This is a genomic window from Mesosutterella faecium (genome assembly GCF_022809315.2).
Taxonomy (GTDB): Bacteria; Pseudomonadota; Gammaproteobacteria; order Burkholderiales; family Burkholderiaceae_F; genus Mesosutterella; species Mesosutterella faecium.
Genome location: NZ_JAKZJU020000001.1, coordinates 363,595 through 390,177, shown reverse-complemented (window position 1 = coordinate 390,177; position 26,583 = coordinate 363,595). Strand labels below are relative to the sequence as shown.

17 protein-coding genes, 3 tRNA genes and 3 rRNA genes are annotated in these 26,583 nt (G+C 57.0%); 19 read left to right on the top strand and 4 right to left on the bottom strand.

Annotated features, from left to right (window positions below):
* Window positions 1–21: 21 nt before the first annotated feature.
* The 9 genes from trpC (at window position 22) to MUN46_RS01755 (ending at window position 10,965) form a co-directional block, all read left to right on the top strand.
* Window positions 22–825, top strand: coding sequence for an indole-3-glycerol phosphate synthase TrpC (gene trpC, locus MUN46_RS01795; RefSeq protein WP_243375988.1), 804 nt, complete (start codon window positions 22–24; stop codon window positions 823–825).
* Complete coding sequence (locus MUN46_RS01790; protein ID WP_243375987.1) at window positions 812–1,507, top strand: uracil-DNA glycosylase; 696 nt, start codon at window positions 812–814, stop codon at window positions 1,505–1,507. The genes trpC and MUN46_RS01790 overlap by 14 nt, the downstream gene beginning before the upstream one ends.
* A gap of 29 nt (window positions 1,508–1,536) precedes the next feature.
* Complete coding sequence (locus MUN46_RS01785; RefSeq protein ID WP_285230532.1) at window positions 1,537–1,662, top strand: hypothetical protein; 126 nt, start codon at window positions 1,537–1,539, stop codon at window positions 1,660–1,662.
* A gap of 200 nt (window positions 1,663–1,862) precedes the next feature.
* Window positions 1,863–3,395 (top strand): 16S ribosomal RNA (locus tag MUN46_RS01780).
* A gap of 268 nt (window positions 3,396–3,663) precedes the next feature.
* A 23S ribosomal RNA gene (locus MUN46_RS01775) occupies window positions 3,664–6,549 on the top strand.
* A 159-nt stretch (window positions 6,550–6,708) separates the two neighbouring features.
* Window positions 6,709–6,823, top strand: a 5S ribosomal RNA gene (gene rrf / locus MUN46_RS01770).
* The 16S, 23S and 5S rRNA genes sit together here, the layout of an rRNA operon.
* Before the next feature lie 407 nt (window positions 6,824–7,230).
* Complete coding sequence (gene lptF, locus MUN46_RS01765; protein WP_243375895.1) at window positions 7,231–8,349, top strand: LPS export ABC transporter permease LptF; 1,119 nt, start codon at window positions 7,231–7,233, stop codon at window positions 8,347–8,349.
* A 10-nt stretch (window positions 8,350–8,359) separates the two neighbouring features.
* Window positions 8,360–9,499 carry an LPS export ABC transporter permease LptG gene (lptG, locus tag MUN46_RS01760; protein ID WP_243375894.1) on the top strand — a complete coding sequence of 380 codons (1,140 nt, stop codon included), beginning with the start codon at window positions 8,360–8,362 and terminating at the stop codon, window positions 9,497–9,499.
* Window positions 9,500–9,540: 41 nt separating this feature from the next.
* A complete protein-coding gene (locus MUN46_RS01755) occupies window positions 9,541–10,965 on the top strand; it encodes a mechanosensitive ion channel family protein (protein WP_243375893.1) in 1,425 nt (474 codons plus the stop codon).
* A 77-nt stretch (window positions 10,966–11,042) separates the two neighbouring features.
* Here MUN46_RS01755 and uvrA read toward each other — a convergent pair whose 3' ends face one another.
* Window positions 11,043–16,703, bottom strand: a complete 5,661-nt coding sequence (gene uvrA / locus MUN46_RS01750; protein WP_243375892.1) for an excinuclease ABC subunit UvrA — start codon at window positions 16,701–16,703, stop codon at window positions 11,043–11,045.
* Window positions 16,704–17,015: 312 nt separating this feature from the next.
* On the opposite strand from uvrA, the gene MUN46_RS01745 reads away from it, so the two are divergent.
* The 3 genes from MUN46_RS01745 to MUN46_RS01735 all read left to right on the top strand — a co-directional run bounded on the left by MUN46_RS01745 (window position 17,016) and on the right by MUN46_RS01735 (window position 17,399).
* Window positions 17,016–17,091 (top strand) — tRNA-Ala (locus MUN46_RS01745).
* Window positions 17,092–17,210: 119 nt separating this feature from the next.
* Window positions 17,211–17,286 (top strand) — tRNA-Ala (locus MUN46_RS01740).
* Between the two features lie 37 nt (window positions 17,287–17,323).
* Window positions 17,324–17,399 (top strand) — tRNA-Glu (locus MUN46_RS01735).
* 139 nt (window positions 17,400–17,538) lie between these two features.
* Here the strand turns inward: MUN46_RS01735 and MUN46_RS01730 are convergent.
* Window positions 17,539–17,844: an HPF/RaiA family ribosome-associated protein gene (locus MUN46_RS01730; protein WP_237978957.1), complete on the bottom strand. Its 306-nt coding sequence runs from the start codon at window positions 17,842–17,844 to the stop codon at window positions 17,539–17,541.
* 223 nt (window positions 17,845–18,067) lie between these two features.
* Between MUN46_RS01730 and MUN46_RS01725 the strand changes: the two genes are divergently transcribed.
* From MUN46_RS01725 to erpA, 4 genes are all read left to right on the top strand, one after another.
* Window positions 18,068–18,670, top strand: a complete 603-nt coding sequence (locus MUN46_RS01725) for a hypothetical protein (RefSeq protein WP_285230531.1) — start codon at window positions 18,068–18,070, stop codon at window positions 18,668–18,670.
* 280 nt (window positions 18,671–18,950) lie between these two features.
* Entirely contained in the window at window positions 18,951–19,379 is a 429-nt protein-coding gene (gene rplM / locus MUN46_RS01720) for a 50S ribosomal protein L13 (RefSeq protein WP_237978959.1), read from the top strand.
* A gap of 9 nt (window positions 19,380–19,388) precedes the next feature.
* Complete coding sequence (gene rpsI / locus MUN46_RS01715; protein ID WP_237978960.1) at window positions 19,389–19,781, top strand: 30S ribosomal protein S9; 393 nt, start codon at window positions 19,389–19,391, stop codon at window positions 19,779–19,781.
* A gap of 282 nt (window positions 19,782–20,063) precedes the next feature.
* Entirely contained in the window at window positions 20,064–20,453 is a 390-nt protein-coding gene (gene erpA / locus MUN46_RS01710) for an iron-sulfur cluster insertion protein ErpA (RefSeq protein WP_237979084.1), read from the top strand.
* Window positions 20,454–20,498: 45 nt separating this feature from the next.
* On the opposite strand, the gene MUN46_RS01705 is transcribed toward erpA, so the two are convergent.
* A complete protein-coding gene (locus tag MUN46_RS01705; protein ID WP_243375890.1) occupies window positions 20,499–21,644 on the bottom strand; it encodes an anhydro-N-acetylmuramic acid kinase in 1,146 nt (381 codons plus the stop codon).
* 115 nt (window positions 21,645–21,759) lie between these two features.
* Window positions 21,760–23,199 (bottom strand): M23 family metallopeptidase, encoded by a 1,440-nt coding sequence (locus tag MUN46_RS01700; RefSeq protein ID WP_243375889.1) that lies wholly within the window; start codon window positions 23,197–23,199, stop codon window positions 21,760–21,762.
* 193 nt (window positions 23,200–23,392) lie between these two features.
* Between MUN46_RS01700 and tyrS the strand changes: the two genes are divergently transcribed.
* From tyrS to glyA, 3 genes are all read left to right on the top strand, one after another.
* Complete coding sequence (gene tyrS / locus MUN46_RS01695; protein ID WP_243375888.1) at window positions 23,393–24,658, top strand: tyrosine--tRNA ligase; 1,266 nt, start codon at window positions 23,393–23,395, stop codon at window positions 24,656–24,658.
* A gap of 24 nt (window positions 24,659–24,682) precedes the next feature.
* Window positions 24,683–25,129, top strand: coding sequence for a D-aminoacyl-tRNA deacylase (gene dtd, locus MUN46_RS01690; protein ID WP_243375887.1), 447 nt, complete (start codon window positions 24,683–24,685; stop codon window positions 25,127–25,129).
* 134 nt (window positions 25,130–25,263) lie between these two features.
* Window positions 25,264–26,523: a serine hydroxymethyltransferase gene (gene glyA / locus MUN46_RS01685; RefSeq protein WP_243375886.1), complete on the top strand. Its 1,260-nt coding sequence runs from the start codon at window positions 25,264–25,266 to the stop codon at window positions 26,521–26,523.
* Window positions 26,524–26,583: the final 60 nt, after the last annotated feature.

Here is a 26,583-nt window from a genome sequence, read left to right as displayed (position 1 = left end):
GCAATGAACTAAGGGGCCGGCATGCAGGGAATATTGAAAACGATCTGGAAAGAAAAGGAACTTCGGCTGCAGGAAAGCAAAAGTGCAGTGCCCGAAGCGCAGCTGCTGCGGCAGATTGAGGAACTGCCTGTCAGGCCCCGGCATGCTTTTTCTAAAGCTTTGGCAGAGAAGGCGTCCTTGAGCGGCTGCTCTGTCATCGCAGAGATCAAAAAAGCGAGCCCGTCAAAAGGGCTGATTCGTCCGAAGTTCAACCCGCAGGAAATTGCCAAGTCCTATGAAAGGAACGGTGCGGCCTGTTTGTCGGTGCTCACCGAAGAGGGATATTTCCTTGGATCAAGTGAAGTTCTGATGCAGGTGCGGGCGTGTTCATCACTGCCGATACTGCGGAAGGATTTTCTGTCAGATCCTTATCAGATCCTCGAGGCCCGGGCCTGGGGGGCGGATGCCGTGCTTTTGATCGCCGCCGCCTTGTCTTCCGCGCAGCTCAGCGAGATGGCGCAGGCCGCTGAAGAACAGGGCCTTGACGTTCTCGTTGAGTCTCACGACGAGGAGGAACTGGGAAGGGCACTGGAAATTCCCCGTGCCCTGATTGGCATCAACAACAGGAATCTGGATACTTTCGAGGTGAGTCTCGAGACGACGGTGCGTCTCAAGCAGCTGGTGCCTTCGGACCGATGGCTTGTCAGTGAAAGTGGAATCCACGACAGGGCCGATGTGTCAAGGCTCAGGCAGATCGGAATCCGATCTTTTTTGGTTGGGGAAGCCTTTATGCGGAAAGCTGACCCCGGGGCCGGGCTGAGGGAGCTTTTTTATGCTGTGGCCTGAAGGGTGCTCAGCCAACGGGTGGGAGCCTCTTTTAAAAAATTTTTTTCTTTCAGAGCCGGGCCTCAGGCTGGAGAGGTTCTTAAAGGAAAGATCAGAGCAGGGAGCCGTCATCTACCCTCCGACCCCGTTTAGGGCTTTCGAACTGACGCCGCGTGATGCCGTGAAGGTCGTCATCATGGGGCAGGATCCCTATCATGAGAGGGGGCAGGCTCAGGGGCTGGCTTTTTCCGTGTCTGCCAAGTGCCCTGTTCCGCCTTCCCTTAAAAATATTTTTAAGGAACTTCGCCGCGAATACTCTGATCAGTGTCCGGTATCCGGAGACCTGTCATTCTGGGCTTTGCAAGGAGTTTTTCTTCAGAATGCGGTTTTGACCGTAGAGGAGGGGAGGGCAGGGAGCCATGCCGGCAGGGGCTGGGAAATTCTGACTGACCAGGTCATTGATGCGCTGGCGCGAGATAGTGCTCCGAAGGTTTTCTTGCTGTGGGGCGCCGCCGCCCAAAAAAAAGAGAAACTGATTGTGGCGTCGGGCCATGATCATTTGATTCTTAAGTGCAACCATCCCTCCCCGCTTTCAGCTAACAGGCCTCCGGTGCCTTTCATTGGCTGCGGGCATTTTCGAAAGGCAAATGAGTGGCTGACCCGGCACGGCCGCTTGCCGGTCAACTGGGTAGACGCATCTTGAATCTCCCTGATTTCCTAGAGGCTTTTTCCATGACGCAGGCAGCCTCAGGCATCAGACGGGGCGGCCGCAGAAAGATGCAGGAAAAAATATTTGACATTTCGAAATTGATGATGCATAATGATGATCTGCGCCGCTTAAAGCGCAGTGATCTTTAAAAACTGAACAACGAACCGATAAGCGTGGGCATCTGGTTTTTGAGAGCCTCAGGGATTCCTTCGGGAGTTCCGCTCAAAAGAAATCAGGTGCTCGAAGAAACGAATGGAAGATAGGAAGCTTCGAAAGAGGCTTTCGCATCACCAGTCGATGATTTTGAGCGCGACGCCCTGGAAACAGGGCAGCAGTAACAGCAGTGATTGAACTCAAGAGTTTGATCCTGGCTCAGATTGAACGCTGGCGGCATGCCTTACACATGCAAGTCGAACGGCAGCGGGGGAGCTTGCTCCTGCCGGCGAGTGGCGAACGGGTGAGTAATGTATCGGAACGTGTCCTGTTGTGGGGGATAACTGGTCGAAAGATCAGCTAATACCGCATAAGACCCGAGGGTGAAAGTGGGGGACCGCAAGGCCTCACGCGACAGGAGCGGCTGATATCTGATTAGCTGGTTGGTGGGGTAAAAGCTTACCAAGGCGACGATCAGTAGCTGGTCTGAGAGGACGACCAGCCACATTGGGACTGAGACACGGCCCAGACTCCTACGGGAGGCAGCAGTGGGGAATTTTGGACAATGGGGGCAACCCTGATCCAGCAATGCCGCGTGCGGGATGAAGGTCTTCGGATTGTAAACCGCTTTTGTCAGGGACGAAAAGGAACCGGCGAACAACCGGTTTTGATGACGGTACCTGAAGAATAAGCACCGGCTAACTACGTGCCAGCAGCCGCGGTAATACGCAGGGTGCAAGCGTTAATCGGAATTACTGGGCGTAAAGGGTGCGCAGGCGGCTGTGCAAGACAGATGTGAAATCCCCGGGCTTAACCTGGGAACTGCATTTGTGACTGCACGGCTGGAGTCTGTCAGAGGAGGGTGGAATTCCGCGTGTAGCAGTGAAATGCGTAGATATGCGGAAGAACACCGATGGCGAAGGCAGCCCTCTGGGACATGACTGACGCTCATGCACGAAAGCGTGGGGAGCAAACAGGATTAGATACCCTGGTAGTCCACGCCCTAAACGATGTCAGCTGATTGTTCGGAAAGCAATTTCTGGGTAACCAAGCCAACGCGTGAAGCTGACCGCCTGGGAAGTACGGTCGCAAGATTAAAACTCAAAGGAATTGACGGGGACCCGCACAAGCGGTGGATGATGTGGATTAATCCGACGCAACGCGTAAAACCTTACCTAGCCTTGACATGTCAGGAACCCGGATGAAAGTCCGGGGTGCCCGCAAGGGAGCCTGAACACAGGTGCTGCATGGCTGTCGTCAGCTCGTGTCGTGAGATGTTGGGTCAAGTCCCGCAACGAGCGCAACCCTTGTCATCAGTTGCTACGCAAGAGCACTCTGATGAGACCGCCGGTGACAAACCGGAGGAGGATGGGGATGACGTCAAGTCGTCATGGCCCTTACGGCTAGGGCCTCACACGTCATACAATGGTCGGAACAGAGGGCAGCTAAGCCAGGAGGCGGAGCAAATCCCAGAAAACCGATCGTAGTCCGGACTGCAGTCTGCAACTCGACTGCACGAAGTCGGAATCGCTAGTAATCGCGGATCAGCATGCCGCGGTGAATACGTTCCCGGGTCTTGTACACACCGCCCGTCACACCATGGGAGTGGGGTTCGCCAGAAGGCGTTTGTCCAACCGCAAGGAGGACGACGACCACGGTGGGTTCCATGACTGGGGTGAAGTCGTAACAAGGTAGCAGTACCGGAAGGTGCGGCTGGATCACCTCCTTTTAAGAGAGCAAAGGCTTTCAGAAGTCAGAGCCCACGCTTATCGTTCGTTGCAAGACGAAGGATCAGTTCTTTAACAATTAGGAAGGAATGAGAAAGTTTCAAACAGCTGGAGATTGATGAGGTTTCCAGCGGCAGTTTGGAACATGGGTTGTGATTGCATTCACGAATTGCAAGTTTCTCCAAGTAGAAACCGAAGCAGATTCAAGAGAACAGCGACACGTTACAGGTCACTTGAAGCCCGTGCCGGCAAAAGGCGGCAGGGTTATAGGATCAAGCGACTAAGTGCATGTGGTGGATGCCTTGGCGATCACAGGCGATGAAGGACGCGGCAGTCTGCGAAAAGCTCAGGGGAGCTGACAACGAGCATTGATCCTGAGATGTCCGAATGAGGGAACTCCAGGCTTTAGCCTGATCCGGGGGTGAATACATAGCCCTCGGAGGCGAACGAGGCGAACTGAAACATCTCAGTAGCTTCAGGAAAAGAAATCAACCGAGATTGCGCCAGTAGCGGCGAGCGAAAGCGCAGCAGCCTGAATTCGATATTGAAGACGACACCGGAAGGACCTGGAAAGGTCCGCCGCAGAGGGTGACAGCCCCGTACGGGAACCGTCGACAAGGTACTGAGGATTCGAAAAGTAGGCCGGGGCACGTGAAACCCTGGCTGAAGACGGGGGGACCATCCTCCAAGGCTAAATACTAGTGATCGACCGATAGCGAACAAGTACTGTGAAGGAAAGGCGAAAAGAACCCCGGGAGGGGAGTGAAACAGATTCTGAAACCGCATGCATACAAACAGTAGGAGCTCCGCAAGGAGTGACTGCGTACCTTTTGCATAATGGGTCAGCGACTTATGTTGTGTGGCAAGCTTAACCGGATAGGGAAGGCGTAGCGAAAGCGAGTCCGAACAGGGCGAATGAGTCGCACGGCATAGACCCGAAACCAGATGAGCTAACCATGGCCAGGCTGAAGGTGTGGTAACACACACTGGAGGGCCGAACCTACTGGTGTTGCAAAACCAGAGGATGAGCTGTGGTTAGGGGTGAAAGGCTTAACAAATCTGGAGATAGCTGGTTCTCCCCGAAAACTATTGAGGTAGTGCCTCGTGCACGAGCTCGCGGGGGTAGAGCACTGTTATAGCTAGGGGGACATGGCGTCTTACCAAACTATGGCAAACTCCGAATACCGCGAAGCTTCGCACGGGAGACAGAGCACCGGGTGCTAACGTCCGGACTCAAAAGGGAATCAACCCAGACCGCCAGCTAAGGTCCCTAATACCGGCTAAGTGGAAAACGAAGTGGAAAGGCTAAAACAGTCAGGAAGTTGGCTTAGAAGCAGCCATCCTTCAAAGAAAGCGTAATAGCTCACTGATCGAGTCCTTCCGCGCGGAAGATGTAACGGGGCTAAGCCGATAACCGAAGCTGCGGATTTCGCGCGTTAAGCGCGGAGTGGTAGGGGAGCGTTCTGTAAGCCCGCGAAGGTGGTCCGCAAGGACTGCTGGAGGTATCAGAAGTGCGAATGCTGACATGAGTAACGATAAAGCGGGTGAAAAGCCCGCTCGCCGCAAACCCAAGGTTTCCTGCTCTACGTTCATCGGAGCAGGGTGAGTCGGTCCCTAAGGCCAGGCTGAGAAGCGTAGCTGATGGGAATCAGGTCAATATTCCTGAACCGGCGTTGAATGCGATGGGGTGACGGAGCAGCCAGAGTGGACCGGGTGTTGGACGTCCCGGCTTTCGAGCGATGGATGGCAGCAGGCAAATCCGCTGTCGGATATCCAGGACGAAGAATCGGGCCTTCTTTATGAAGGCGAAGCCACTTGAAGCGCTTCCAGGAAAACCCTCTAAGCTTCAGTTCAACGCCGACCGTACCGTAAACCGACACAGGTGGGTGAGCTGAATATGCTCAGGCGCTTGAGAGAACTCGGGAGAAGGAACTCGGCAAATTGACACCGTAACTTCGGAATAAGGTGTGCCCTGGTAGCTTGAAGGGAGAGAAACCCTGAGGGCGAAGGGGCCTCAGAGAATCGGTGGCTGCAACTGTTTACTAAAAACACAGCGCTCTGCAAAGATGAAAGTCGACGTATAGGGCGTGATGCCTGCCCGGTGCTGGAAGATTAATTGATGAGGTGCAAGCCTCTGATCGAAGTCCCAGTAAACGGCGGCCGTAACTATAACGGTCCTAAGGTAGCGAAATTCCTTGTCGGGCAAGTTCCGACCTGCACGAATGGCATAATGATGGCCACACTGTCTCCTCCCGAGACTCAGTGAAATTGAAATGTTTGTGATGATGCAATCTCCCCGCGGCTAGACGGAAAGACCCCATGAACCTTAACTGCAGCTTTGCATTGGACTTTGAACCGATCTGTGTAGGATAGGCGGGAGGCTGTGAAAAGCGGATGCTAGTCCGCTTGGAGCCGACGTTGAAATACCGCCCTGATTTGTTTGAGGTTCTAACCTAAGCCAGTAAACCTGGCCGGGGACCGTGCATGGTGGGCAGTTTGACTGGGGCGGTCTCCTCCTAAAGGGTAACGGAGGAGTGCGAAGGTACGCTAAGCACGGTCGGAAATCGTGCGGATACTGCAATGGGAGAAGCGTGCCTGACTGCGAGACCTACAAGTCGAGCAGATGCGAAAGCAGGTCATAGTGATCCGGTGGCACTGAATGGAAGGGCCATCGCTCAACGGATAAAAGGTACTCTGGGGATAACAGGCTGATACCGCCCAAGAGTTCATATCGACGGCGGTGTTTGGCACCTCGATGTCGGCTCATCTCATCCTGGGGCTGTAGCCGGTCCCAAGGGTATGGCTGTTCGCCATTTAAAGAGGTACGTGAGCTGGGTTTAAAACGTCGTGAGACAGTTTGGTCCCTATCTACCGCGGGCGCTGGAAGATTGACAGGGGCTGCTCCTAGTACGAGAGGACCGGAGTGGACGCACCTCTGGTGTACCGGTTGTGACGCCAGTCGCATTGCCGGGTAGCTACGTGCGGAAGAGATAACCGCTGAAAGCATCTAAGCGGGAAACTTGCCTGAAGATGAGTCTTCCCTGAGGCTTGACCTCACTGAAGGGTCGTTCTAGACCAGGACGTTGATAGGCTGGGTGTGGAAGCGCCGCGAGGCGTGGAGCTAACCAGTACTAATTGCCCGTGCGGCTTGATCCTATAACCGTGCTGCTTGAAGAAAGAAGCTGCAGAGGTTTTGAAAAGGGAAAAGCAAGGCGTGAAGAAAAAGCGATCGCGCCCTCGAAAGTCTCATTCCTTCCGAAAGCCATTCGGTTCGTGCCTCGGAATCATTTCCGCAGACAGGAGCCAAAGCCTTTGCCTGACGGCCATAGCAGGGCGGCCCCACTCCTTCCCATTCCGAACAGGACAGTGAAACGCCTTCGCGCCGATGATAGTCAGTTGTATTTCTGGTGAAAGTAGGTCACCGTCAGGCTCCTCCATCAAGCCCCTCCGGACGTTCGTCCGGAGGGGCTTTTCCTTATTCCGCTCATCAAATGCGGACCTCTGCTTTCTAAACCTCGAACCTCTGGCGGGGGGCTCAAGGCAGGTAGCCTGAGGCTGGGAGTGTCAGGAGGCGAAATTTGAATTAAGCCTCCGTGTCATCTCTGAGCCTGCGGCCATAGGCGGCAGGCGAGATCCAAGGAAATAAAAACTCAGCTTTTGGCGGTGTCTTCTCTGGCGCATTCCCCAGGGAAGAGCCGCGGGAATGAATGACGCCCGATTAATAAATTGTTTCTTCTCTTTGCGCGCCAGCCCTCAGTGTTCGGAAAGTTTGTTCTACAATCTCAAATCTGGCGGTTTCACGCTGTGTTCCCCGGCTGGCTTCAGGAAGATGTTTTTATGATATTCAAACGTTCGCTGGTTTCAGAGTTTACGAATACAGCCGGGGGAGTATTCACTGTTCTTTTCTCGATCGTGTTGACCGTTGCGCTGGTTCGAATTCTGGCAAGGGTGAACAGCGGTTCTTACGATCAGGGCTCGATTCTTCAAATTGTTCTGTATTCAGCGCTGACTTACCTTGCGCCACTTTTGGCCATGTCCCTGTTCATTGCCATTCTGATCGCATTGATTCGCAGCTGGCAACAGAACGAAATGGTGGTCTGGTTCTCTTCCGGCGGGCTGTCGCTCTTGGCTTGGCTCAGACCGGTCCTCCGCTTTTCTATTCCTATTGTTCTTTTGACCGCATTGGTTTCGCTGGTTCTGGCCCCATGGGCGCGCAACCAGATGGAGATGAATAAATCCCAGTTCAGCCAGAGGGACGATACGGCAAAAGTCGCATCAGGGCAGTTCATTGAATCCCAGGGCGGCAAGCGGGTTTTTTTCATAGAGCAGGCTGACGAGGATCAGGAGTTTGTAAAAGGGATTTTTGTTTCTGAAAACCGCGGTGATAAAAGAACAATCGTGGTGGCGAGGGAAGGTCGCCTGATGACGAACGACGCGGGCGACCGCTATGTTGAATTAAAAAGCGGCCGTCGCTACGTCGTTCCAGCGCAGAATCCTTCTTTTCAAATTACCGAGTTTGATAAATACGGCATCCGTCTCGACATCAAGCCGGATCAGGCTTTGTCCGTCAACAAGGCCCAGGCTCTCACTACGGACGAGCTCTGGAAGAATCGGCAGGATCCAAAGAACATGGGGCAGCTCTTCTGGCGGCTGTCCTGGCCTTTCGTCGCGCTAAATCTCGCGCTGCTGGCGATACCGCTTTCTTTCTCTAACCCCAGGGCCGGCCGCTCACTTAATCTTGTCGTTGCGGTCTTGATTTACATCCTCTACCTAAATTCCGTGTCAGCAGTGCAGACAATGATCACCAACTCTCGACTGACTTGGGTGCAGGGAATGCTGGCAGTCCATGGAGCCGTGTTACTGATAACTACAGTTCTTTTTATTCGCAGGATTTGGTTTCAACGTTGGTTGCCGCCTCAGCTGTCCATTGGTTATTGGCGGACTCGTGGTAAATAAGGTTTAGAGAATGCGAGTTATTACACGCCATTTGACAGCTCAGATTTTTCTGGCGACAGCGCTTGTTCTGCTGGCCCTCATTGGGCTGTTCCTTTTCTTTGACCTGATTGCCCAGGTGGGAAAGATCGGAACGCGCTACAGTTTGGCGCAGGCTTTTCTGATCACAGCGCTCGAAATTCCATCCCGACTGTATGAGGTGATGCCAATCGCCGTGCTGCTGGGCGCGGTGTACACCCTCAGCCGCTGGGCCTCAACTTCCGAATTCACGATTCTGCGGGTTGCGGGACTGAGCCCTGTAGGCTTTGCAAAGGCCTTGGCCGTGCCGGCCGTTATTTTTGTCACCCTGACGTATCTTTTAGGCGAGTTAATCGCGCCTATGGCCGACCGCTTTAATAAGGACGTACAGGTGGTTATTAACAACAAGTCCATAACTTCGGAATCGTACAGATCGGGCGTATGGGCCAGAGATCAGATTCTTGGAAAAAATCGCGAAACGCTCGGGGTGAGGTATGTTAACGTCAAAAGCCTTGACTCCGGGCGGGCGAAGTCGGCAAAAGGCTGGCGGGTGTTCGAGTTCAACTCCAATGACGAGCTGGTGCGAATGATTGAAGCTTCGGAAGGAAGCTATAACGGCAAGGAATGGATTCTTAAGAATGCCACCATTTTCAGGCTGCCAACCTTAAACCGGAATTCGGAAACCGATGCGCCGTCGAAGATTCTGCTAAATCACGAATCAACCCTGCCTTTGAGGACGTCGCTCGAACCCAACATCTTAAGCGTAATGGTGGCCGATGCGCCGGAGTCTATGTCCATGGCGGATCTTTGGTCCTATCTCCAGCATTTAAGGAGCAATAAAGAAGAAACAGGACGATATGAGATCGCGTTTTGGAAAAAGGCGTTTTATCCGCTTTCCATTTTCGTTATGCTTGCGCTCTCCATGCCTTTCGCGTATCTGAGTGCCCGCGCCGGAGGGGTTTCCATCAAAATTTTCCTCGGCGTGATGATCGGAATTCTGTTTTACGCTCTCAACAGCCTGTTCTCGTACTTGGGCGGTGCAAGCACGCTGCCGCCCGTGCTGGCGGCTCTCTTCCCGCCTGCCGTAGTGCTTCTGCTGGCAGCCTGCGCCGTGTGGCGGGTTGAGCATCGATAGAAGTCACCTTTGTTTTTTCCCCATTAAAAGGCTTGCAGCAGATGTCTGAAAATTCGCCTCTTTCCGAGCTCGCCCAGACCACGGTGTTGCTTGACAATATTGAGGAAGCCATTGTCGGCGGCTGGAAAACGGAGTATGTCTGGCAGCTGGCTGCGTTTGTCGTTGCCATTGCCGTTGCCTGGTTTCTCAGCCGCCGATTCAATGCCTGGGCATTCTGTCACAGTCCCTCCAAGTCAGATGAGTCCTGGCACAGCCGGATCAGGAGATACTTGATCGACATCTCGAGCCATTTGTCTTTTTCTCTCATCGCAGCCTCGACTCTTTGGCTCCTTGTCTGGCTGATAGAACATGCCGGGCTGGTGTCGAGCCACAGCTCGCTGGTTTTCGCTCAACTTGGCTATCTTGTTTTTTATGGCTTCGCCCTGCTAAGGCTGCTGCTTTACGCACTGCGTGGCATGTTGGGCGAAAAACTGGTGACCCCGGCGCTCACCAAGGTCATCACCTGGGTGTTCTGGATTCTGGTGGCGCTTGAATTTGCCGGGGTTCTTCCGGCAGTCATCCATTTCATGGAGACGCAGTCCATCCCAATCGGGAAGGAGAACCTCACCCTCTGGACTGCTTTCTCCGGTCTGGTGTCCGTACTGCTGACTTTGGGTGTGGCTAACTGGCTTGCCAACCTGATAGACGAGGCCTTCCGGCGTTCGGCGACGATGGCCCCGAATCTGAAAGTCGTCCTGGGCCGGATCTGCCGCTGGGTGCTGATGGTGGCGGCGGTCTTGATCGCCATGAGTTCTGTGGGCATTGATCTGACTGTGCTTTCAGTCTTTGGTGGAGCGCTGGGCGTTGGCGTTGGCTTCGGTCTGCAGAAAATTGCAAGCAACTACATTTCCGGCTTCATTATTTTGCTGGATCGATCCGTCAAAATTGGAGATTTTGTGGAGATCGGCGGGTTCAAAGGAAAAATAACGGAAATAAACACCCGCTATACCGTTGTCAATGACTGGAACGGGGTCGACAATATTGTCCCTAACGAAACGTTTGTCACCAGCTCAGTAAAGAATTACTACCACACAGACAACGCCAGTGTTGCGGTGATTAAAGTGTCAGTCGCTTACGGCAGCGACCTGAACAAGGCCTTGGATATTCTTCGCGAGGAAGCTAACAAGCCCGATCGAGTGATCAAGACCAAAAGAGGCTGGACCGGTATTACCAATCTGGGCGACAGCGCGGTTAATTTGGAGGCGGGAGTCTGGGTGTCGAATATCGGGGACGGAACGGTCGGCCTCAGGACGCAGATTCTGATCAATGTTCTGAAGCGCTACTCCGAGGAGGGCATCGAAGTGCCGTTCCCGCAGGTCGATCTTCATGTGAGGGACGGGGCCGGGAAGTACATGAGCGCCGAGACTCTGGCTGCAGTTCTCGCGAGCATTCAGGAAAGCGAGGCGAAACCCGCGGCTCAATCCTGAGAGCTCCGTGGCGGGCCGCCTTTTTCGCACGCCCGGCCCTCATGGGAAAAGGCGCGGTCGTGCGGAAAACACTGAGGTCAGGCTTTTTTGGCGTGCTGTTTCATGAATTCAGACAGCACCTTTCCTGTCGCAGTGCCGGCAACGCTGACTTCGAGGGGGGTTCCTGTTGCTACAACATGACCACCGGCACTCCCGCCTTCCGGCCCCATGTCAATGATCCAGTCGGCCTCAGCCATGACGTCAAGGTTGTGCTCTATGACTATGACGGTATTGCCGGCATCGACAAGCCTGTGAAGGACGTTGACGAGTTTCTGCACATCGGCCATGTGTAGGCCCACGGTAGGCTCATCAAGGACGTAGAGATCTCCAGTTTTGTCCTGGCGGGCTGCCGCTGCAGTTTCTCGCACTTTTGAGAGTTCCGCGACGAGCTTGATGCGCTGAGCTTCCCCGCCTGAGAGCGTCGGCGAAGGCTGGCCCAGCGTCAGATAGCCTAGCCCCACCGAGTCAAGCAGCTTCAGGGGGCGCGCGATGGCAGGTGTCGATGCGAAAAACTCCGCGGCGTCCCTGACGGACATCTGCAGAATGTCCCCCGCGCTTTTGCCTTTCCAGAGCACCTCCAGGGTCTGTTCATTGAAGCGCTTGCCCCCGCAGTCCTCGCAGATAACCTTGACCTCTGGTAGGAAACTCATCTCAATGGTTCTCAGCCCCTGACCAGCACAAGTCTCGCATCGTCCGCCTTTGGTGTTGAAAGAAAAGCGGCTCGCCGTATACCCTCTCTCCTTGGCAAGATTGGATCCGGCAAGGATTTTACGGATCGCGTCCCAAATGCCGACATAGGTGGCGGGGCAGGAACGAGGCGTTTTTCCTATGGGCGTCTGGTCAACTTCGAGAACCCGCCCGACGCTTTCCCAGTTTTCAATGCCCTGACAGCCCTGCCATGAGGGAGTGGAATTTTTCCCTTTGCCAGCAATGGCCGCCTGCAGATTGTGCAGCAACACGTCTCTGCAGAGGCTGGATTTTCCTGAGCCCGAAACGCCTGTTATGACAGTAAGCCGGTTCAATGGGAAGCAGACGCGGTCTACCTGCAGGTTGTGCAGTCGGGCCCCGACAAGCGTGAGGCATGGATCTTTGGAAGGATTGAACGGCCGGCGCGGCGACAGCAAGTGCAGATGCGGATGCGCCAGCATCTGCCCGGTCACGGACTTCGGGGCTTTGATGATGTCGCGAACGGATCCTTCGGCAACCAGGGTTCCCCCCTCGCTGCCGGCGCCGGGGCCGATGTCGATGATATGGTCGGCTCTTCGGATGGTGTCCTCGTCGTGCTCGACGACGAGCAGCGTGTTGCCTTTCTTTGACAAGGCGCCGATGGCGTCCAGCAGTATTCCGTTGTCTCGTGGATGGAGCCCGATCGTAGGCTCATCCAGTACATAGCAGACGCCGCGCAGGTTCGAGCCCAGCTGGGAAGCGAGTCTGATGCGCTGGGCTTCGCCCCCGGACAGCGTGGGAGAGGCCCGGTCCAGCGACAGATAGCCCAAGCCCACCTTCGAGAGGAAAGACAGACGGGAGGTGAGTTCCTTGAGAATGTCGCTTGCAATGGTTGCGTCGTGTTCAGAAAGCCGCAGGCTCTTGAAGAAACCGATGGCTTCATCCACGGTCATGCGGCAAAGATCACTGATGCTGTGCCCCGAGAACTTGACTGACAGGGCAATTTTATTTAGCCGCAGTCCGTGGCAGTCCGGACATATCGTTTCAGGCTCCCCGGCTTCAGAGGCCCAAGCCTGTTCCTCGCCAGTCTGACTGGCATCGAATCCTTTCAGGAGAACTCCGGTTCCAAAACAGGTCGGGCACCAGCCCATTTTGCTGTTGTAGGAGAACAGCCTGGGATCGAGATCAGGAAAGCTCATGCCGCAGGAAGGACAGGCTCGTTTGGTTGAGAACACCTCCATTTCAGGGAGCTTGCCTGCGGCGGGGATGGCATCGAGCCTCAATATGCCTACGATGCCCTTTCCCAGCGTGATGGCCGTGGCGATATGAGCTTTGAGTTCCGGAAGTGTTTTCTCCGTCACTTCCAGTTCTGCCACGGGCAGTTCAATAGAGTGTTCTGCATACCGGGCCAGTTTGGGGAATTTGCGGGTGTCGGCCAGCTTGCCGTCTACGCGCAGTTCCTTGTAGCCGTGTTTGTCAGCCCACTTGGCCAGCTCTGTGTAAATTCCCTTCCGATGGGAAACAAGGGGGGCCAGGATCATGATTCTCGAGTTTCGAGACGATTTCCTGACCGCTTCAACTATGGCGGCCGGAGACTGCGGGCGGACCTCAATGCCGCAGTTCGGGCAGTACTGCGTTCCCAGCTTCATGAACAGGAGGCGCAGGAAATGGTAAATCTCCGTCATCGTGGCGACGGTGGATTTGCGGCCTCCGCGGGAGGTTCTCTGTTCAATGGCCACCGTGGGCGGTATTCCCAGCACGGCGTCCACATCTGCTCTTGCCGCAGGCTGGACGATGGAACGCGCATAAGCGTTGAGCGATTCCAGATAGCGCCTTTGTCCTTCCTTAAAGACGATGTCAAAGGCCAGCGTGGATTTGCCTGATCCGGACAACCCGGTCACAACCGTAAATTTATCGCGCGGAATATTGACAGTGAGGTTCTTCAGATTGTGCTCGCGTGCGTTAACCACGCTGATCTGGCCTTTGAGGGCCCGCGCTTTTCCGCGGGACTGAGGGCTGAGCGAGGCGACCGGAGGCGTGCGGGTGAAGTTCTGCGCAAAGGGTCGGCCGGACTCAATGGCCTGGCGGTAGGACAACAGGGCCTGCCCGGTATAGGACTCACCGCAGGCTTCGATGTCCGGGACCGTACCGGCAGCCACGACGCGGCCACCCGCATCGCCGCCTTCGGGGCCTAGGTCGATGATCCAGTCCGCGTTGGCAATGACGTCAAGATTGTGTTCTACAACGAGTGCTGAATGTCCGGCGTCGATAATTTTCCTTAGCGCTGCAAGCAGTTTGTCTATATCAGAAAAATGCAGCCCCGTCGTGGGTTCATCAAAAACAAGAAGTCTACCTTTGGGCTTTTCCCCGGAATTGCGGGGCCTGGCGGGGCGCTGTAGCGCTTCGGCCAGGAAGCCTGCGAGCTTAAGCCGCTGCGCTTCGCCTCCCGACAGGGAGGGGACCGGCTGCCCGAGCTTCAGGTAATCAAGTCCAACGTCGATGAGAGGGCGAAGGAGGGAGAGGATTTCCAGATCCTGTGAGAAAAAGGCGCAGGCCTCGGTGACCGTCATGTCCAGCACGTCTGCAATGGAGGCTTTGCGGCCGTTTCTTTCCAGCTTTGCCTGCAGGACTTCGTCCCGGTAGCGCCGCCCCTTGCAGTCAGGGCACTGGAGGTAGACGTCGGAAAGGAACTGCATCTCCACATGCTCATAGCCGGATCCCATGCAGGTCGGGCAGCGGCCGTCTCCGGAATTGAAGCTGAAAGTGCTTGCCGTCCATCCCTGGAGCCGGGCCACGTCTGTTTTGACGAACAGCTTGCGGATAGGATCGAACGCCCCGACATAGCTCACTGGATTGGACCGCGAGGTTTTGCCAATCGGCGACTGATCTACAAAGTCCACTCCGTCGATGAGGTCAACGCCCTCCAGGGAGTCAAACTTTCCGGGAGTTTCCGAAGGCAGCCCTTTCAGCTTGTTGATAGCGGGAACCAGAACATCCTGAATGAGGGTGGATTTTCCGGAACCCGACACGCCCGTGACGCAGGTCAGGCAGTGCAGGGGAATGGATACGGCAATGTTGCGAAGGTTGTTGGCACGCACTCCTTTCAGAGAGAGGCAGTGCGTCATGTCCGGCTTTCGGCCGGCTTTATGAATGATTTTCTTTTTCCCGGACAGATACAGGCCGGTTTGCGTATTGGAAGCGAAAATTTCCGCCGGCGTGCCGGAAAAGTCGATGGTTCCCCCCTTTTCGCCAGCCCCGGGCCCCATGTCGATAATGCGGTCTGCCTTGAGCATGACCTGAGGGTCGTGCTCAACTATGACCAGCGTGTTGCCCGCCGCCGTCAGACTGCGCATGATGGAGTTAAGGCGGTCCATGTCGCGGGGATGCAGGCCGATGGAGGGTTCATCAAGAACAAACAGGGAATTCACCAGGGAGGTGCCAAGAGCGGTTGTTAGGTTAAGGCGCTGCACTTCCCCTCCGGACAGGGTCCGGCTCTGCCGATCCAAATCCAGGTACCCTACGCCGACGTCACACAGGTAACGGATCCTCGTCTGAATTTCCTTCAGAACAGGCAGCGCTTCCGGGGGCAGGGACTGTTCAGAGGCAAAACTGTCAAAAAACCGCCGCAGCCGGACCAGGGGCAGCCGCATTAGATCATGAACAGTGAGCCCCGGCAGATTGTCAAAAAGGGGCTGGGGGATGGTGACGCCCTTGGGACGGAAGCGCTTGATTTCGGGCTCATCGCCTTGAGGCTTGAGTGCCGCGTCAGCGTTTGCGCAGGACCCAAGGCGCCAGAATAATGCCTCAGGCCTGAGCCTAGAGCCATTGCAGTCCGGGCACACGGTGTAGCTTCTGTATCGGGACAAAAGCACTCTGATGTGCATTTTGTACGATTTCGTTTCGAGCCATTCAAAGAAGTGCCGGACGCCGTACCACTGGTGTTCCCAGTCTCCCGTCCAATCGGGGCTGCCCTCGAGGATCCACCAGCGGTCGTCCGGCGTGAGATCCTCGAAAGGAACGTTAGTGGGTATGCCGGCCTTGCGGGCGTACCGCAGCAGATCCTGCTGGCACTCTGCAAAAGACGGAGTGCTCCAGGGCTTGATGGCGTGCTCTTCCAATGAAAGCCGGGGATTGGGCACTACCAGGCCGAAATCTACGCCGATGACTCTTCCAAAGCCTCTGCAGGTGGGGCAGGCGCCCAGCGGGGAATTGAAGCTGAAGGTCGAAGGCAGAGCGGGGGCGAAGCTGAGCCCGCAGTCCGCGCATCCGAAGTCCTGGGAGAAGCGCCACTGGGCGGCCTCTTTGCCATCTGCCGCGAGCGCCCTTACGGTCAGTTTTCCCTTGCCAAGCTTCAGGGCCTGCTCAATGGCTTCAATGGCGCGCGAGGCTTCAGCGCGCCCGGCCCGGAAACGGTCTGCCGTGACCTCAAGATCCCAGCCGGAAGCGGAGGAAGTCTGCCGGTAGATGTGCGTGAAGCCCTGGGCTGACAGGGCACTCAGCGCCTTGTTCAGCCCGAAGCGACGGGGAATCTGGGATGTGAAGTTGATCAGAAGCCTGGGATCGCCTAAAGCGGCGGAGTATTTCTGGATTTTTTCCCAGATGGATTCGGGGTTCTCCTTCTCTATCTTTTTGCCGCAGCGGGGGCAGTACAGCGAGGCGCATTTGGCAAACAGCAGCTTGATGTGGTCGTTGAGCTCCGTCATGGTGCCGACCGTCGAGCGAGACGTTCGGACCGGATTCGTCTGGTCAATGGCAATGGCCGGAGGCACGCCTTCGATGGCGTCAACGCGGGGGCGGTCCATCCTGTCCAGGAACTGCCTTGCGTAAGGGCTGAGTGTTTCTATGTACCGGCGCTGGCCTTCGGCGTAAAGCGTGTCGAAAACCAAAGAACTTTTCCCGGAGCCGGAAACTCCTGTTACGACGGTGAGCTGTCCGAGGTCAAGGTCGACGGAAACGTTCTTCAGGTTGTTTTGTTTTGCGCCTCGAATCCGAATTTTCGGCTGAGCGAGAGCGGGAAGATTGGAGTTTGACACTTTGTTTTGTTCTGAGGTGAAGGCTGGATGTTTTTCTCTTTGCTTGATAAGGATAAACAATGCGTAAAGAAGCCATGAGGAGAGGGCAGAAATTTTGCAGACCGTATTTTTTTGCGCCCACACGGTCAGCGTGCGATCCTGCCGCTGGCATCGTCCTGCATTGCTTTATTCTCTGCCTTTCAAAAGCATCTGCCGCGCTTCCAGCCGCTGGCTCGCCTGCGGCTGGAAGCGTGCAGCAGGGAGAGAAGAAAAATTTTTTCTTTGAAGACTTGCTTTTCTTGATTCAAACAAATATAATGCCTCTCCGTCTCTGGGGGTATAGCTCAGCTGGGAGAGCGCTTGCATGGCATGCAAGAGGTCAACGGTTCGATCCCGTTTACCTCCACCAGACTTCTCAGAATCCCATCCTTGCCGGATGGTTTTTTTTCTCCGGCCGGATGCAGGAACAGTGGATGGAGCAGAGGTTTGCGTTTTTTAGTTTTCTCTGCTAATATTCCAAACTCTTTTGGGGGTATAGCTCAGCTGGGAGAGCGCTTGCATGGCATGCAAGAGGTCAACGGTTCGATCCCGTTTACCTCCACCAAATTTCTGTAGTGTCTGTGTCAAGAAGTATGGAAGTGGTCCCCATCGTCTAGTGGCCTAGGACACGACCCTTTCACGGTCGGTACAGCAGTTCGAATCTGCTTGGGGACGCCACAGAAACGGCTGCCCGCGCAGGGCTTGTAGTGTGAACGGGAGCCTGAAGGCTCCTTTTTTTGTACTTGCATTGGTTAGTTAAAAAATCAGCCGCTTCCCGAAAGAAAGCGGCTGAAATTGAGAAAATCAGAGGATTGTGTTACGGCTGACGGAGTTTCGCGGCTTCTTCCTTAATAGAGCGTTCCGCCTTGTCGAACGCTTCATTCAAGGCGGCGATCACGTCGGTGCCCTGACGATTGATGACTACATTTTTGCCTGAGGTCACGAAGTCAAGGCGAACGTTGAAAAGGCTAGTGGTCTGGTGGCCGTCTTGAGAGATGGTGGCCCTGACAGAGCCCAAGCGGCTGTCAAATTTTGTCAGAGCCTCGGCTTTTTCGTTGATTGCAGCCTCAACTGCAGGAGAACGGGAAATGCCGTGGAAAACTACTTGAGGCGTCTGGAGCATATACAAACCTCCTTATTGTTATGATGCTGAACTTTTGGCCTGAACCGGGATGCCGGGCCAGGCGTCGAAGAGATGAAACTTTCAGTGCATCTCTAACACAAGTGTAGCCTGCGCGATGAAATTTAGCGCAATTTTTTAACCAAAAAACTATAAATTCTGGAATCTCGCCGGAATATTCGGCAAGAAATTGAAATTTAATCCGCAACATGGAAAAGGATCAAAAATGATGGATCGGAAACCTTGGGAAGCTCGTGAGTCGCACCGTGAAAGCTTTGGCGGACGCCGCGAATGGAATTCTGAGCGCAGCGACCGCCGTTTTGGCGGAGACCGCCGCTTCGGCGATGATCGTCCGCGCTTTGACCGTTTTGATGACAACCGCCGTTTCGGCGATGACCGTCCGCGCTTCGGCGGCCGCCGCTTTGGCGATGACCGTCCCCGTTTCAACCGGGACCGCTACAGCACCAAGACCGGCCCCCGCGCCCGCGCTTTCAACGAGAATCGTTACCAGGACCGCGAGGACTACAGCAAGCGGCAGATTGTCAAGATCGATGCCGAGGTCGCAGCTTTCTTTCCGACCGCCAAGGATGTGAACGAAGCCCTGCGCCTGGTGATTGCGCTCACCCGCCGCGTGAAGGCTCCCGAAGAGGCTCAGCCTGAGGGCAAGGCCATCCCGGAAGGGGGTCTCGAGGCAGACCAGGAATCGGATCAGGCTGCTGAAGCCGCTGCTCCTTCTGAAGAAGAGGCTGATGCCGGTGCCCGCGAGGGTTCTGAAGACGAGGCCGAAGAGCCCCTGCCGCAGGACGAAGAAGCTCCCAAGGCCCTGTAACAGGCGCTCTAAGGCAGTTTCAGCCGTGAGGTGGACAAGCAGCGCTTTTTTATTGTAAAATGCGCACCCTGACTGTCGCCAGGGACGTGTGCTTGCCCCAATTCCACTTGCCCGGCCCGACCATTCAGTCGGAGTAATGAAAGCACTGCCGGCGCGGGATGTTGCAACATCCTCGCTGATGCCGGATGCTTTCCAGTTGAACATTCCCGAAAGGGATATGAATTTTTTATTGATGCCGTGCGGACGCCATGCCGTGCGGCTTTAAAAAGGTGAATCGCAAATGAAGACCTTCACGGCAAAGCCGCAAGAGGTTAAGCGCGACTGGTACGTCATCGACGCTACTGGCAAGGTGCTCGGCCGCCTCGCTGCCGAAATCGCGCTGCGCTTGCGTGGCAAGCACAAGCCGGAATACACGCCCCACGTTGACACGGGCGACTACATTGTCGTTATCAATGCTGACAAGCTGGTTGTGACCGGCTCCAAATTTGAAGACAAGCGCTACTATCGCCACACCATGATCCCGGGCGGCATCTACGACATGAGCTATCGCCAGATGCAGGAAATGCATCCGGGGCGCGTGCTTGAAAAGGCTGTCAAGGGAATGCTTCCCCACGGCCCGCTTGGCTATGCCATGATCAAGAAGCTGCATGTCTATGCTGGCGCTGAGCATCCGCACACCGCGCAGCAGCCCAAGGTTCTGGATATCTGAGGTTGAACGATGATCGGAAATTACAACTACGGCACTGGCCGTCGCAAGAGCTCCGTCGCCCGCGTGTTCATGAAGAAGGGCACCGGCAAGATCGTCATCAATGACCGCGATATCGAGCAGTTCTTCCATCGTGAAACCAGCATCATGATTGTTCGTCAGCCGCTCGTGCTGACTGACAACAAGGAAGCCTTTGACATCATGGTGAATGTGCAGGGCGGCGGCGAAACGGGTCAGGCCGGCGCTATCCGTCACGGCATCACCCGCGCGCTCATCGACTATGACGCTGGTCTCAAGCCCGTCCTTTCCAAGGCCGGCCTGGTGACCCGCGACGCTCGTGAAGTGGAGCGTAAGAAAGTCGGTCTTCGCAAGGCCCGCCGCGCCAAGCAGTTCTCCAAGCGCTAATCAGCCAGCCGCTCTTTCCGCCGCGATGTTCTGCGACGGAAAGGCGAGCCGCGGAAGCACACCCCAAAACGGTGTGCTTTTTTTTAGCTTTCTGCTGGAGCGGCCTTTTCCCGCGGACGGTGACCGCCTCATGAGTGCCGAAGCAGTCTGCTATGATGCGTGTCTTACTGAAAAAGAGAGGTGCTGCGTGGCCTGATCGGTCCTGCTGCCGTTTTTAAACGGGGGTACCATGAGGCATACGTCAGGCCCGACACATAAACAGGATTAACTATGGCTGAAGCAATGACCGCTGAGAAAAAAGCGGAAACAGTTCCAGAGTTCGGCACTCTGCCCGACCCCATCCAGTTCAGCGATGCCGCCGTGCAGGCAGTGAAGGGGCTTCTGGAAGACGAAAAGAAGCGGAATCCCGGCATCAACCTGATGCTGAGGATTTTTGTGCAGGGCGGTGGATGCGCCGGCTTCCAGTACGGCTTTGAGTTTGTCGAAAAGGCGGAAGACGATGACACGCGCATTGAAAAGGACGGCGTCACCTTCCTCGTCGACTCCATGAGCTATCAGTACCTCGTGGGCGCCTCCGTCGATTTCAAAGATGATCTGGACGGGAAGCAGTTTGTCATTAAAAATCCGAACGCTACCACAACGTGCGGATGCGGGTCGTCTTTCAGCGTCTAAGTGTTTCTGTCCCCGCGGCTTCTTCGGGGGGCGCGAAGGTTTTCTTCAGGGGGCCCGGCGAAGCGATCTTGGGGCGGGATACAGGGCGCCAAGCCGCCTCGGCCCGGCAGCGCCTGTCACGTCTGGGCAGTTGCCGGCCTCTCCCCTGACCCAGGCATAGGCAAGCCAGGCGAAAGCCATTCCTTCAACGTCCATGGCTCGGACCCCGAGCTCATCGGTTCTAGCGATGGTCCTTGTTGGCATAAGGACAGCGATTTCCCGCGCAAGCGCACCGTTGAGGGCTCCTCCGCCGCAAAGGTAAATCTCCTCGGTCTCCGGGCAGTAAGCCGTCACCGCATTTGCGATTCCCCGCGCTGTCAGCGCGAGCAGTGTGGCCTGAATGTCGCGGTTTCTGAGCGAACGGCCGCACTGCGCGATGTGCCCGCGTAGCCACTCCATGTTGAAAAGCTCGCGCCCCGTGCTTTTCGGCGGTGCGGCCGCAAAGAAAGGATCTGCGAGCATTCGATTCAGCAGATCGGGCTGCGCGAGTCCGCTGGCAGCCCAGGCGCCGTCCTCATCATAAGGTCTGCCAGTTCGGAGCTGGCACCAGTGGTCCATCAGAATGTTGCCCGGTCCGCAGTCGAACCCAAACACGGTCTTCCCTGAGGCTTTCGAGGGCAGTACCGTGATATTGGCGATGCCCCCGATATTCACAATGCACCTGTTGGCTGTTTCCGATTGGAAGACTTTTTGGTGGAAGGCCGGGACAAGCGGAGCTCCCTGTCCTCCGGCGGCGAGATCCGCGCTCCGGAAATCGGCGATGACGTCAATGCCGGTGAGCTCTGCGAGCCTTGCAGGGTTGTTGAGCTGAATTGAGAAGTGGCGCTGAGGGACATGGCGAACCGTCTGACCGTGCGCGCCGAGCGCCAGAATCCGGTCACGGGAAATGCGCGTCTGTGAGAGCAGTTTGTCCACGGCACGGGCATAGACCTCGGCCAAGGCGAGGGAGGCCAGGCCGGCCCGCTCCAGCTCGTTGGCGCCCGGACTGCAAAGTTCGAGCAGCGCCTGCCGCAGATCCGGGGCGAACGGCTCGTGGGCCCTTCCCCGGAACACAGGATCGCCCTGGCTGAAATCGACGGCCACAGCGTCTGCTCCGTCGAGGCTGGTGCCGGACATCAGGCCGATGCACAGAGCGGAATCGATCTGCGGCATGAACAAGGGCTGCTCCTTCTTTTGCTGTAGGCGAAACGATCCGGGTTTACCCCGGATCGCTCAAGTATCTTAACATGGACCGGACAGTCCTTTTTGGAAGCAGAGAGGGAAGCGTTCAGCCTTTGCGTTCCGGAGCTTTTGCTCCTGAGGAGGCAACGGCTGAAGCTGCGCCGGAGATTTCCGCTGCAGGCACGGCCCGGCCGGCGGCGGACGCCACGGCCTTTTCCTGCCGATCGAAGGCCTGAGCGATCGACGCGATTCTGGGCCTGGCCGCTGACAGGTATCTCGACGGCAGATCGGTTCCTCCGGGCAGCGCGACTGCAGACGGATCCACCGGCTTGTCGTTCACATGGAATTCGAAATGCACATGCGGACCGGTGGCGAGGCCGGAGGAGCCGCAGTAGCCGATCAGCTGCCCGCGGGTTACGGCCTTGCCCGGCTGAATGCCGCGCGCATACCCGCTCAAATGCCCGTAGCGGGTCATGATCCCGCCTCCGTGGCTGATGTCAATGCGGTTGCCGTAGCCGCTCAGAGACCTGTCGGCAGCTTTCACGATGCCATCGGCTACAGCGTAGACGGGCGCTCCCCTGGGCGCGGCGAGGTCAACTCCGAGATGCGGCCGCACGCGTCCGAGCACTGGATGACGGCGCCCGGCGCTGAAGCCCGAGGTCATGCGGAAGGCATTGAGCGGAAAGCGCCGGAAGGACAGGCGGGCGGTTTTCCCGTCCGCGAAGTAAAAGCCGCCCTGCGGCGTGCCGTCGTCGAACCAGAACAGCGGAATGGAGAGGCCGCCGTGCGTGAGGGAAACGGCAAGAAGACGCCCTGGGCCGACGGTCTGGTCACCGATGGACCGGGTTTCGTAGGCGTATGAAATGCTGTCCCCCTTGCGGGCAAGTGACAGAAGCTTGCCGGTCTTATATGGCACAGAAGCCGCGTCCTGGGCAATATCCTCCGGGATGCCGGCCCTTTCAGCCGCTTCCTGCGCTCCGCTGTCGACGGTGACGGTGGCGGCGAAAGTGCGGACCTTCCACTCAAAGGGGGCGCTGCTCACCGTGAAGCCTCCGGAGGAGCGGCCGATGGTCACGCGGCGCTGCCCGAGCCGGCCCCGCTCAAGGTAGAGCGACAGCCTGGAGACGGTGCCGTCCGGGTTGACGTCGGCTTCCGCCAGAAGCCCTTGGGCAGGATAGGCGAAGACGGACGCGTCGGCGTTCGAATAGATGAAGCGCTGCAGCTCGGGGTCGGAAATTCCCAGCCTCGCAAGCAGTGACGCCGTTGTTTCGGCGGGATTCACCGTCAGGGTCGTGTGGTGCAGCCCGTTGCTGGCAGGCGAGCTTGCCGCCGCTTCTTCGGCAGGGTGAAGGTCGTCCGCGGTTACCGCAATGGTGGCCAGGGCGGCGGACAGAGGAAGCGCAGCCACGGCAGCGGCTATTGCAATCTGGTTGCGGGACCAGCCGGGACTGTGCAGCGGCAGCCTCTGCATCAGGCGCTCGACGCCGCGCAGCAGGCACGCCGCAGCGCCATTGAGCTTAGACAGCAGTAAGTGGGGCCTGAACATGCAGAGAAAAGAATTGAAGGGTTAAGGAATCCTTAAAGTATAACAATTGGGATGATTCAGCCGTCCCCAAATCCGTGCGCTAAAACTTTTTTTTACATTTTTGTAAGATAATGCAGAACAATTTATTTTGATTCCGGCAGGCTTTTGCCCGGGAGGCTGGGCGCTGAGGAGATCGTAACGGTTGGGACTATCGATGGAAGAAGAAACACAGAAGAAGACGCCGCAGGCCGAGAAGTACGAAGTGACGGATCAGGATCGGGAGGCCCTCGCGCTGATCAAGCGGGGGGCCGACACGCTGCTGATTGAAGACGAGCTGCTGCAGAAGCTGGCCCGCTCACGCGTCACCGGAAAACCGCTGCGCTGCAAGCTTGGGCTGGATCCGACCGCGCCGGACATCCACCTCGGCCATACGGTGGTGCTCAACAAGCTGCGCCAGCTGCAGGATCTCGGGCACACGGTGATTTTCCTGGTCGGGGACTTCACCGCCTCGATCGGAGATCCTTCGGGGCGCAACGTCACCCGCCCGCCGCTGTCTTTTGAACAGATCAAGGAAAATGCGGAGACTTACCTCGATCAGGCCGGACGCGTGCTGGACCCGGCCAAAACCGAGGTCAGATACAACTCCGAGTGGAGCAACGCGCTGGGGTCCGTGGGGCTCATCAAGCTGGCTTCGCGCTATACGCTCGCCCGGCTGCTGGAGCGTGATGACTTCGCCAAGCGCTTTTCACAGAATCTGCCCATCGCCATGCATGAGCTGCTGTATCCGCTGATGCAGGGGTACGATTCCGTGGCCCTCAAGGCCGACCTGGAGCTTGGCGGGTCGGACCAGCGCTTCAACCTGATCGTGGGCCGCGAGCTTCAGCGCCAGTACGGTCAGGAGCCTCAGTGCATTCTGACGATGCCGCTGCTGGTCGGCCTTGACGGCGTCAACAAGATGAGCAAGTCGAAGCACAATTACATCGGCATCACGGAGTCCGCCGACAGCATGTTCGGCAAGGTGATGTCCATCTCCGATGATCTGATGTGGAACTGGTACGACCTGCTCTCGCTCAAGAGCAACGCTGAGATTGCGAAAATCAAGGATGAATGCCGGCAGGGGAAGCGCAATCCGCGCGACGCCAAGGCTGAGCTCGCCCGCGAGATCGTTGCCCGCTTCCACGGAGAGGAGGCGGCAAAGGCCGCTGATGAGGAATTCTCCAGGCGCTTTAAGGGCGGGGAGATGCCCGATGAAATTCCGGCGGTCACGGTGTCGGCTCCGGACGGATCCCTGACTCTTGGACGGCTGCTGAAAGAGGCGGGACTTGTCGCCTCCACGACGGAGGGGAACCGGAACATCGACCAGGGAGGCGTGAAGGTCAACGGCGAGAAGGTGACTGACAGGACCGTCCGCGCAAAGGCCGGCGAGACGCTCGTCGTCCAGGTCGGAAAGCGCAAGTGGGCGCGCGTCACGGTTCGCTGAGAGCCGGCAGCGGGAGCCGTAGGGATGCTGGCTTTGCTGCAGCGGGTGAATCGCGCCGCCGTGCGGGTGCAGGGCTCGGTGACGGGCAGCTGCAGGTGCGGCCTGCTGGTTTTTTTCTGCGCTGAGCGCGGTGATACTCCGGAGCTCGCTGCAAAGCTGGCACGAAAGACCGCCAGGCTGCGGATCTTTGCAGACGACGCCGGCAAAATGAACCGCAGCCTGCTCGATGTGGGCGGCGAGGCTCTGGTCGTTTCCCAATTCACCCTGGCAGCGGACACCAGCTCGGGGAATCGTCCGAGCTTTGCGCCTGCTGCCGACCCTGAGGACGGGCGGCGGCTGTACGAGCTGTATGTCAAGGCGCTATCCCGCGAGGGCATTCCGTCAGTTCAGACAGGCCGGTTCGGGGCTCATATGGAGGTCGAGCTTTTGAATGACGGCCCGGTCACCCTGATGCTTCAGGCGAAGGCTTAGCCGCAGCAGGATCATCCGCGCCCATGGCGCGGCCCGCCGAGTCCGTATAATCATTGCTGTACGAGACGCGGCCCCGGTCACCGGGGCTGAGTTGTTTTTTTCTGACTTCGGCTTTTTTACAAGAGGCTTTCTACATGTATCAGCCAACAACCCTTGCCGTGAGCGACCCGGAGGTCTGGGCGGCCATCGACGCGGAAAACAAGCGCCAGGAAGACTACATTGAGCTCATCGCGAGCGAAAACTACACTTCTCCTGCAGTCATGCTTGCGCAGGGCTCTCAGCTCACGAACAAATACGCCGAAGGCTATCCCGGCAAGCGTTACTACGGCGGCTGTGAAAACGTCGACGTGGTGGAGCGCATCGCTCAGGAGCGCGCCCGCAAGCTCTTTTGCGAGCCGGCCGGGGTCGAGATGGCGGTGAACGTGCAGCCGCACTCCGGCGCACAGGCCAATATGGCGGTTCTTTTCGCCACGCTCGAGCCGGGCGACTGCTTCATGGGGATGTCGCTGGATGCCGGCGGGCATCTCTCGCACGGCATGCACCTTAATTTCTCCGGCCGGTATTTCCATTGCGTTCCCTACGGGCTGAATGAGAAAGAGGACATCGATTACGAGCAGGTGGAGCGCCTCGCTCAGGAGAACAAGCCCAAGCTCATTATCGCCGGGGCTTCGGCTTTCTCCCTGAAGATCGATTTCAAGCGCTTCGCCGACATCGCCCACAAGGTTGGAGCCCTGCTCATGGTCGACATGGCCCATTACGCGGGCATTATCGCCGCAGGGGTTTATCCGAGCCCCTTCCCGTATGCTGATATTGTCACGACGACCACGCACAAGACGCTGCGCGGGCCCCGCGGCGGCATTATTTTCTGCCGTCCGGAGCTGGAAAAGAAGATTAATTCGGCCGTGTTCCCCGGCATCCAGGGCGGTCCCCTGATGCATGTGATCGCGGCGAAGGCTGTGGCCCTTGGAGAGGCGCTGAAGCCTGAATACCGCCTCTGGGGCGAACAGGTCGTGAAGAACGCCGCGGCGATGGCCGACGAGCTGGTGAAGAAGGGACTGCGCATTGTGTCCGGACGGACGGAAAGCCACGTGATGCTGGTGGACCTCCGCCCGAAGCACATTACGGGGAAGGCCGCCCAGGCTCTGCTGGAGGCCGGGCACATGACCGCCAACAAGAACGCCATTCCCCATGACCCGGAAAAGCCGTTCGTTACCTCCGGCATCCGCCTCGGAACTCCTGCCATGACGACCCGCGGCTTCAAGGAGGCCGAAGTCCGCAAGGTGGCTGACCTGATCGTCACCCTGCTGGACCACCCAGAAGACGCGGCCGTGCTCGAGCAGGTGAAGGCTCAGGTGGCGGAACTGACGCACGCCTTCCCTGTTTATAGGAAATAAGTTCTTTTCACAGGAAGAGGCCGGGGCGGAAACCGCCGCTTCGGGCCTCGCATACGAAAG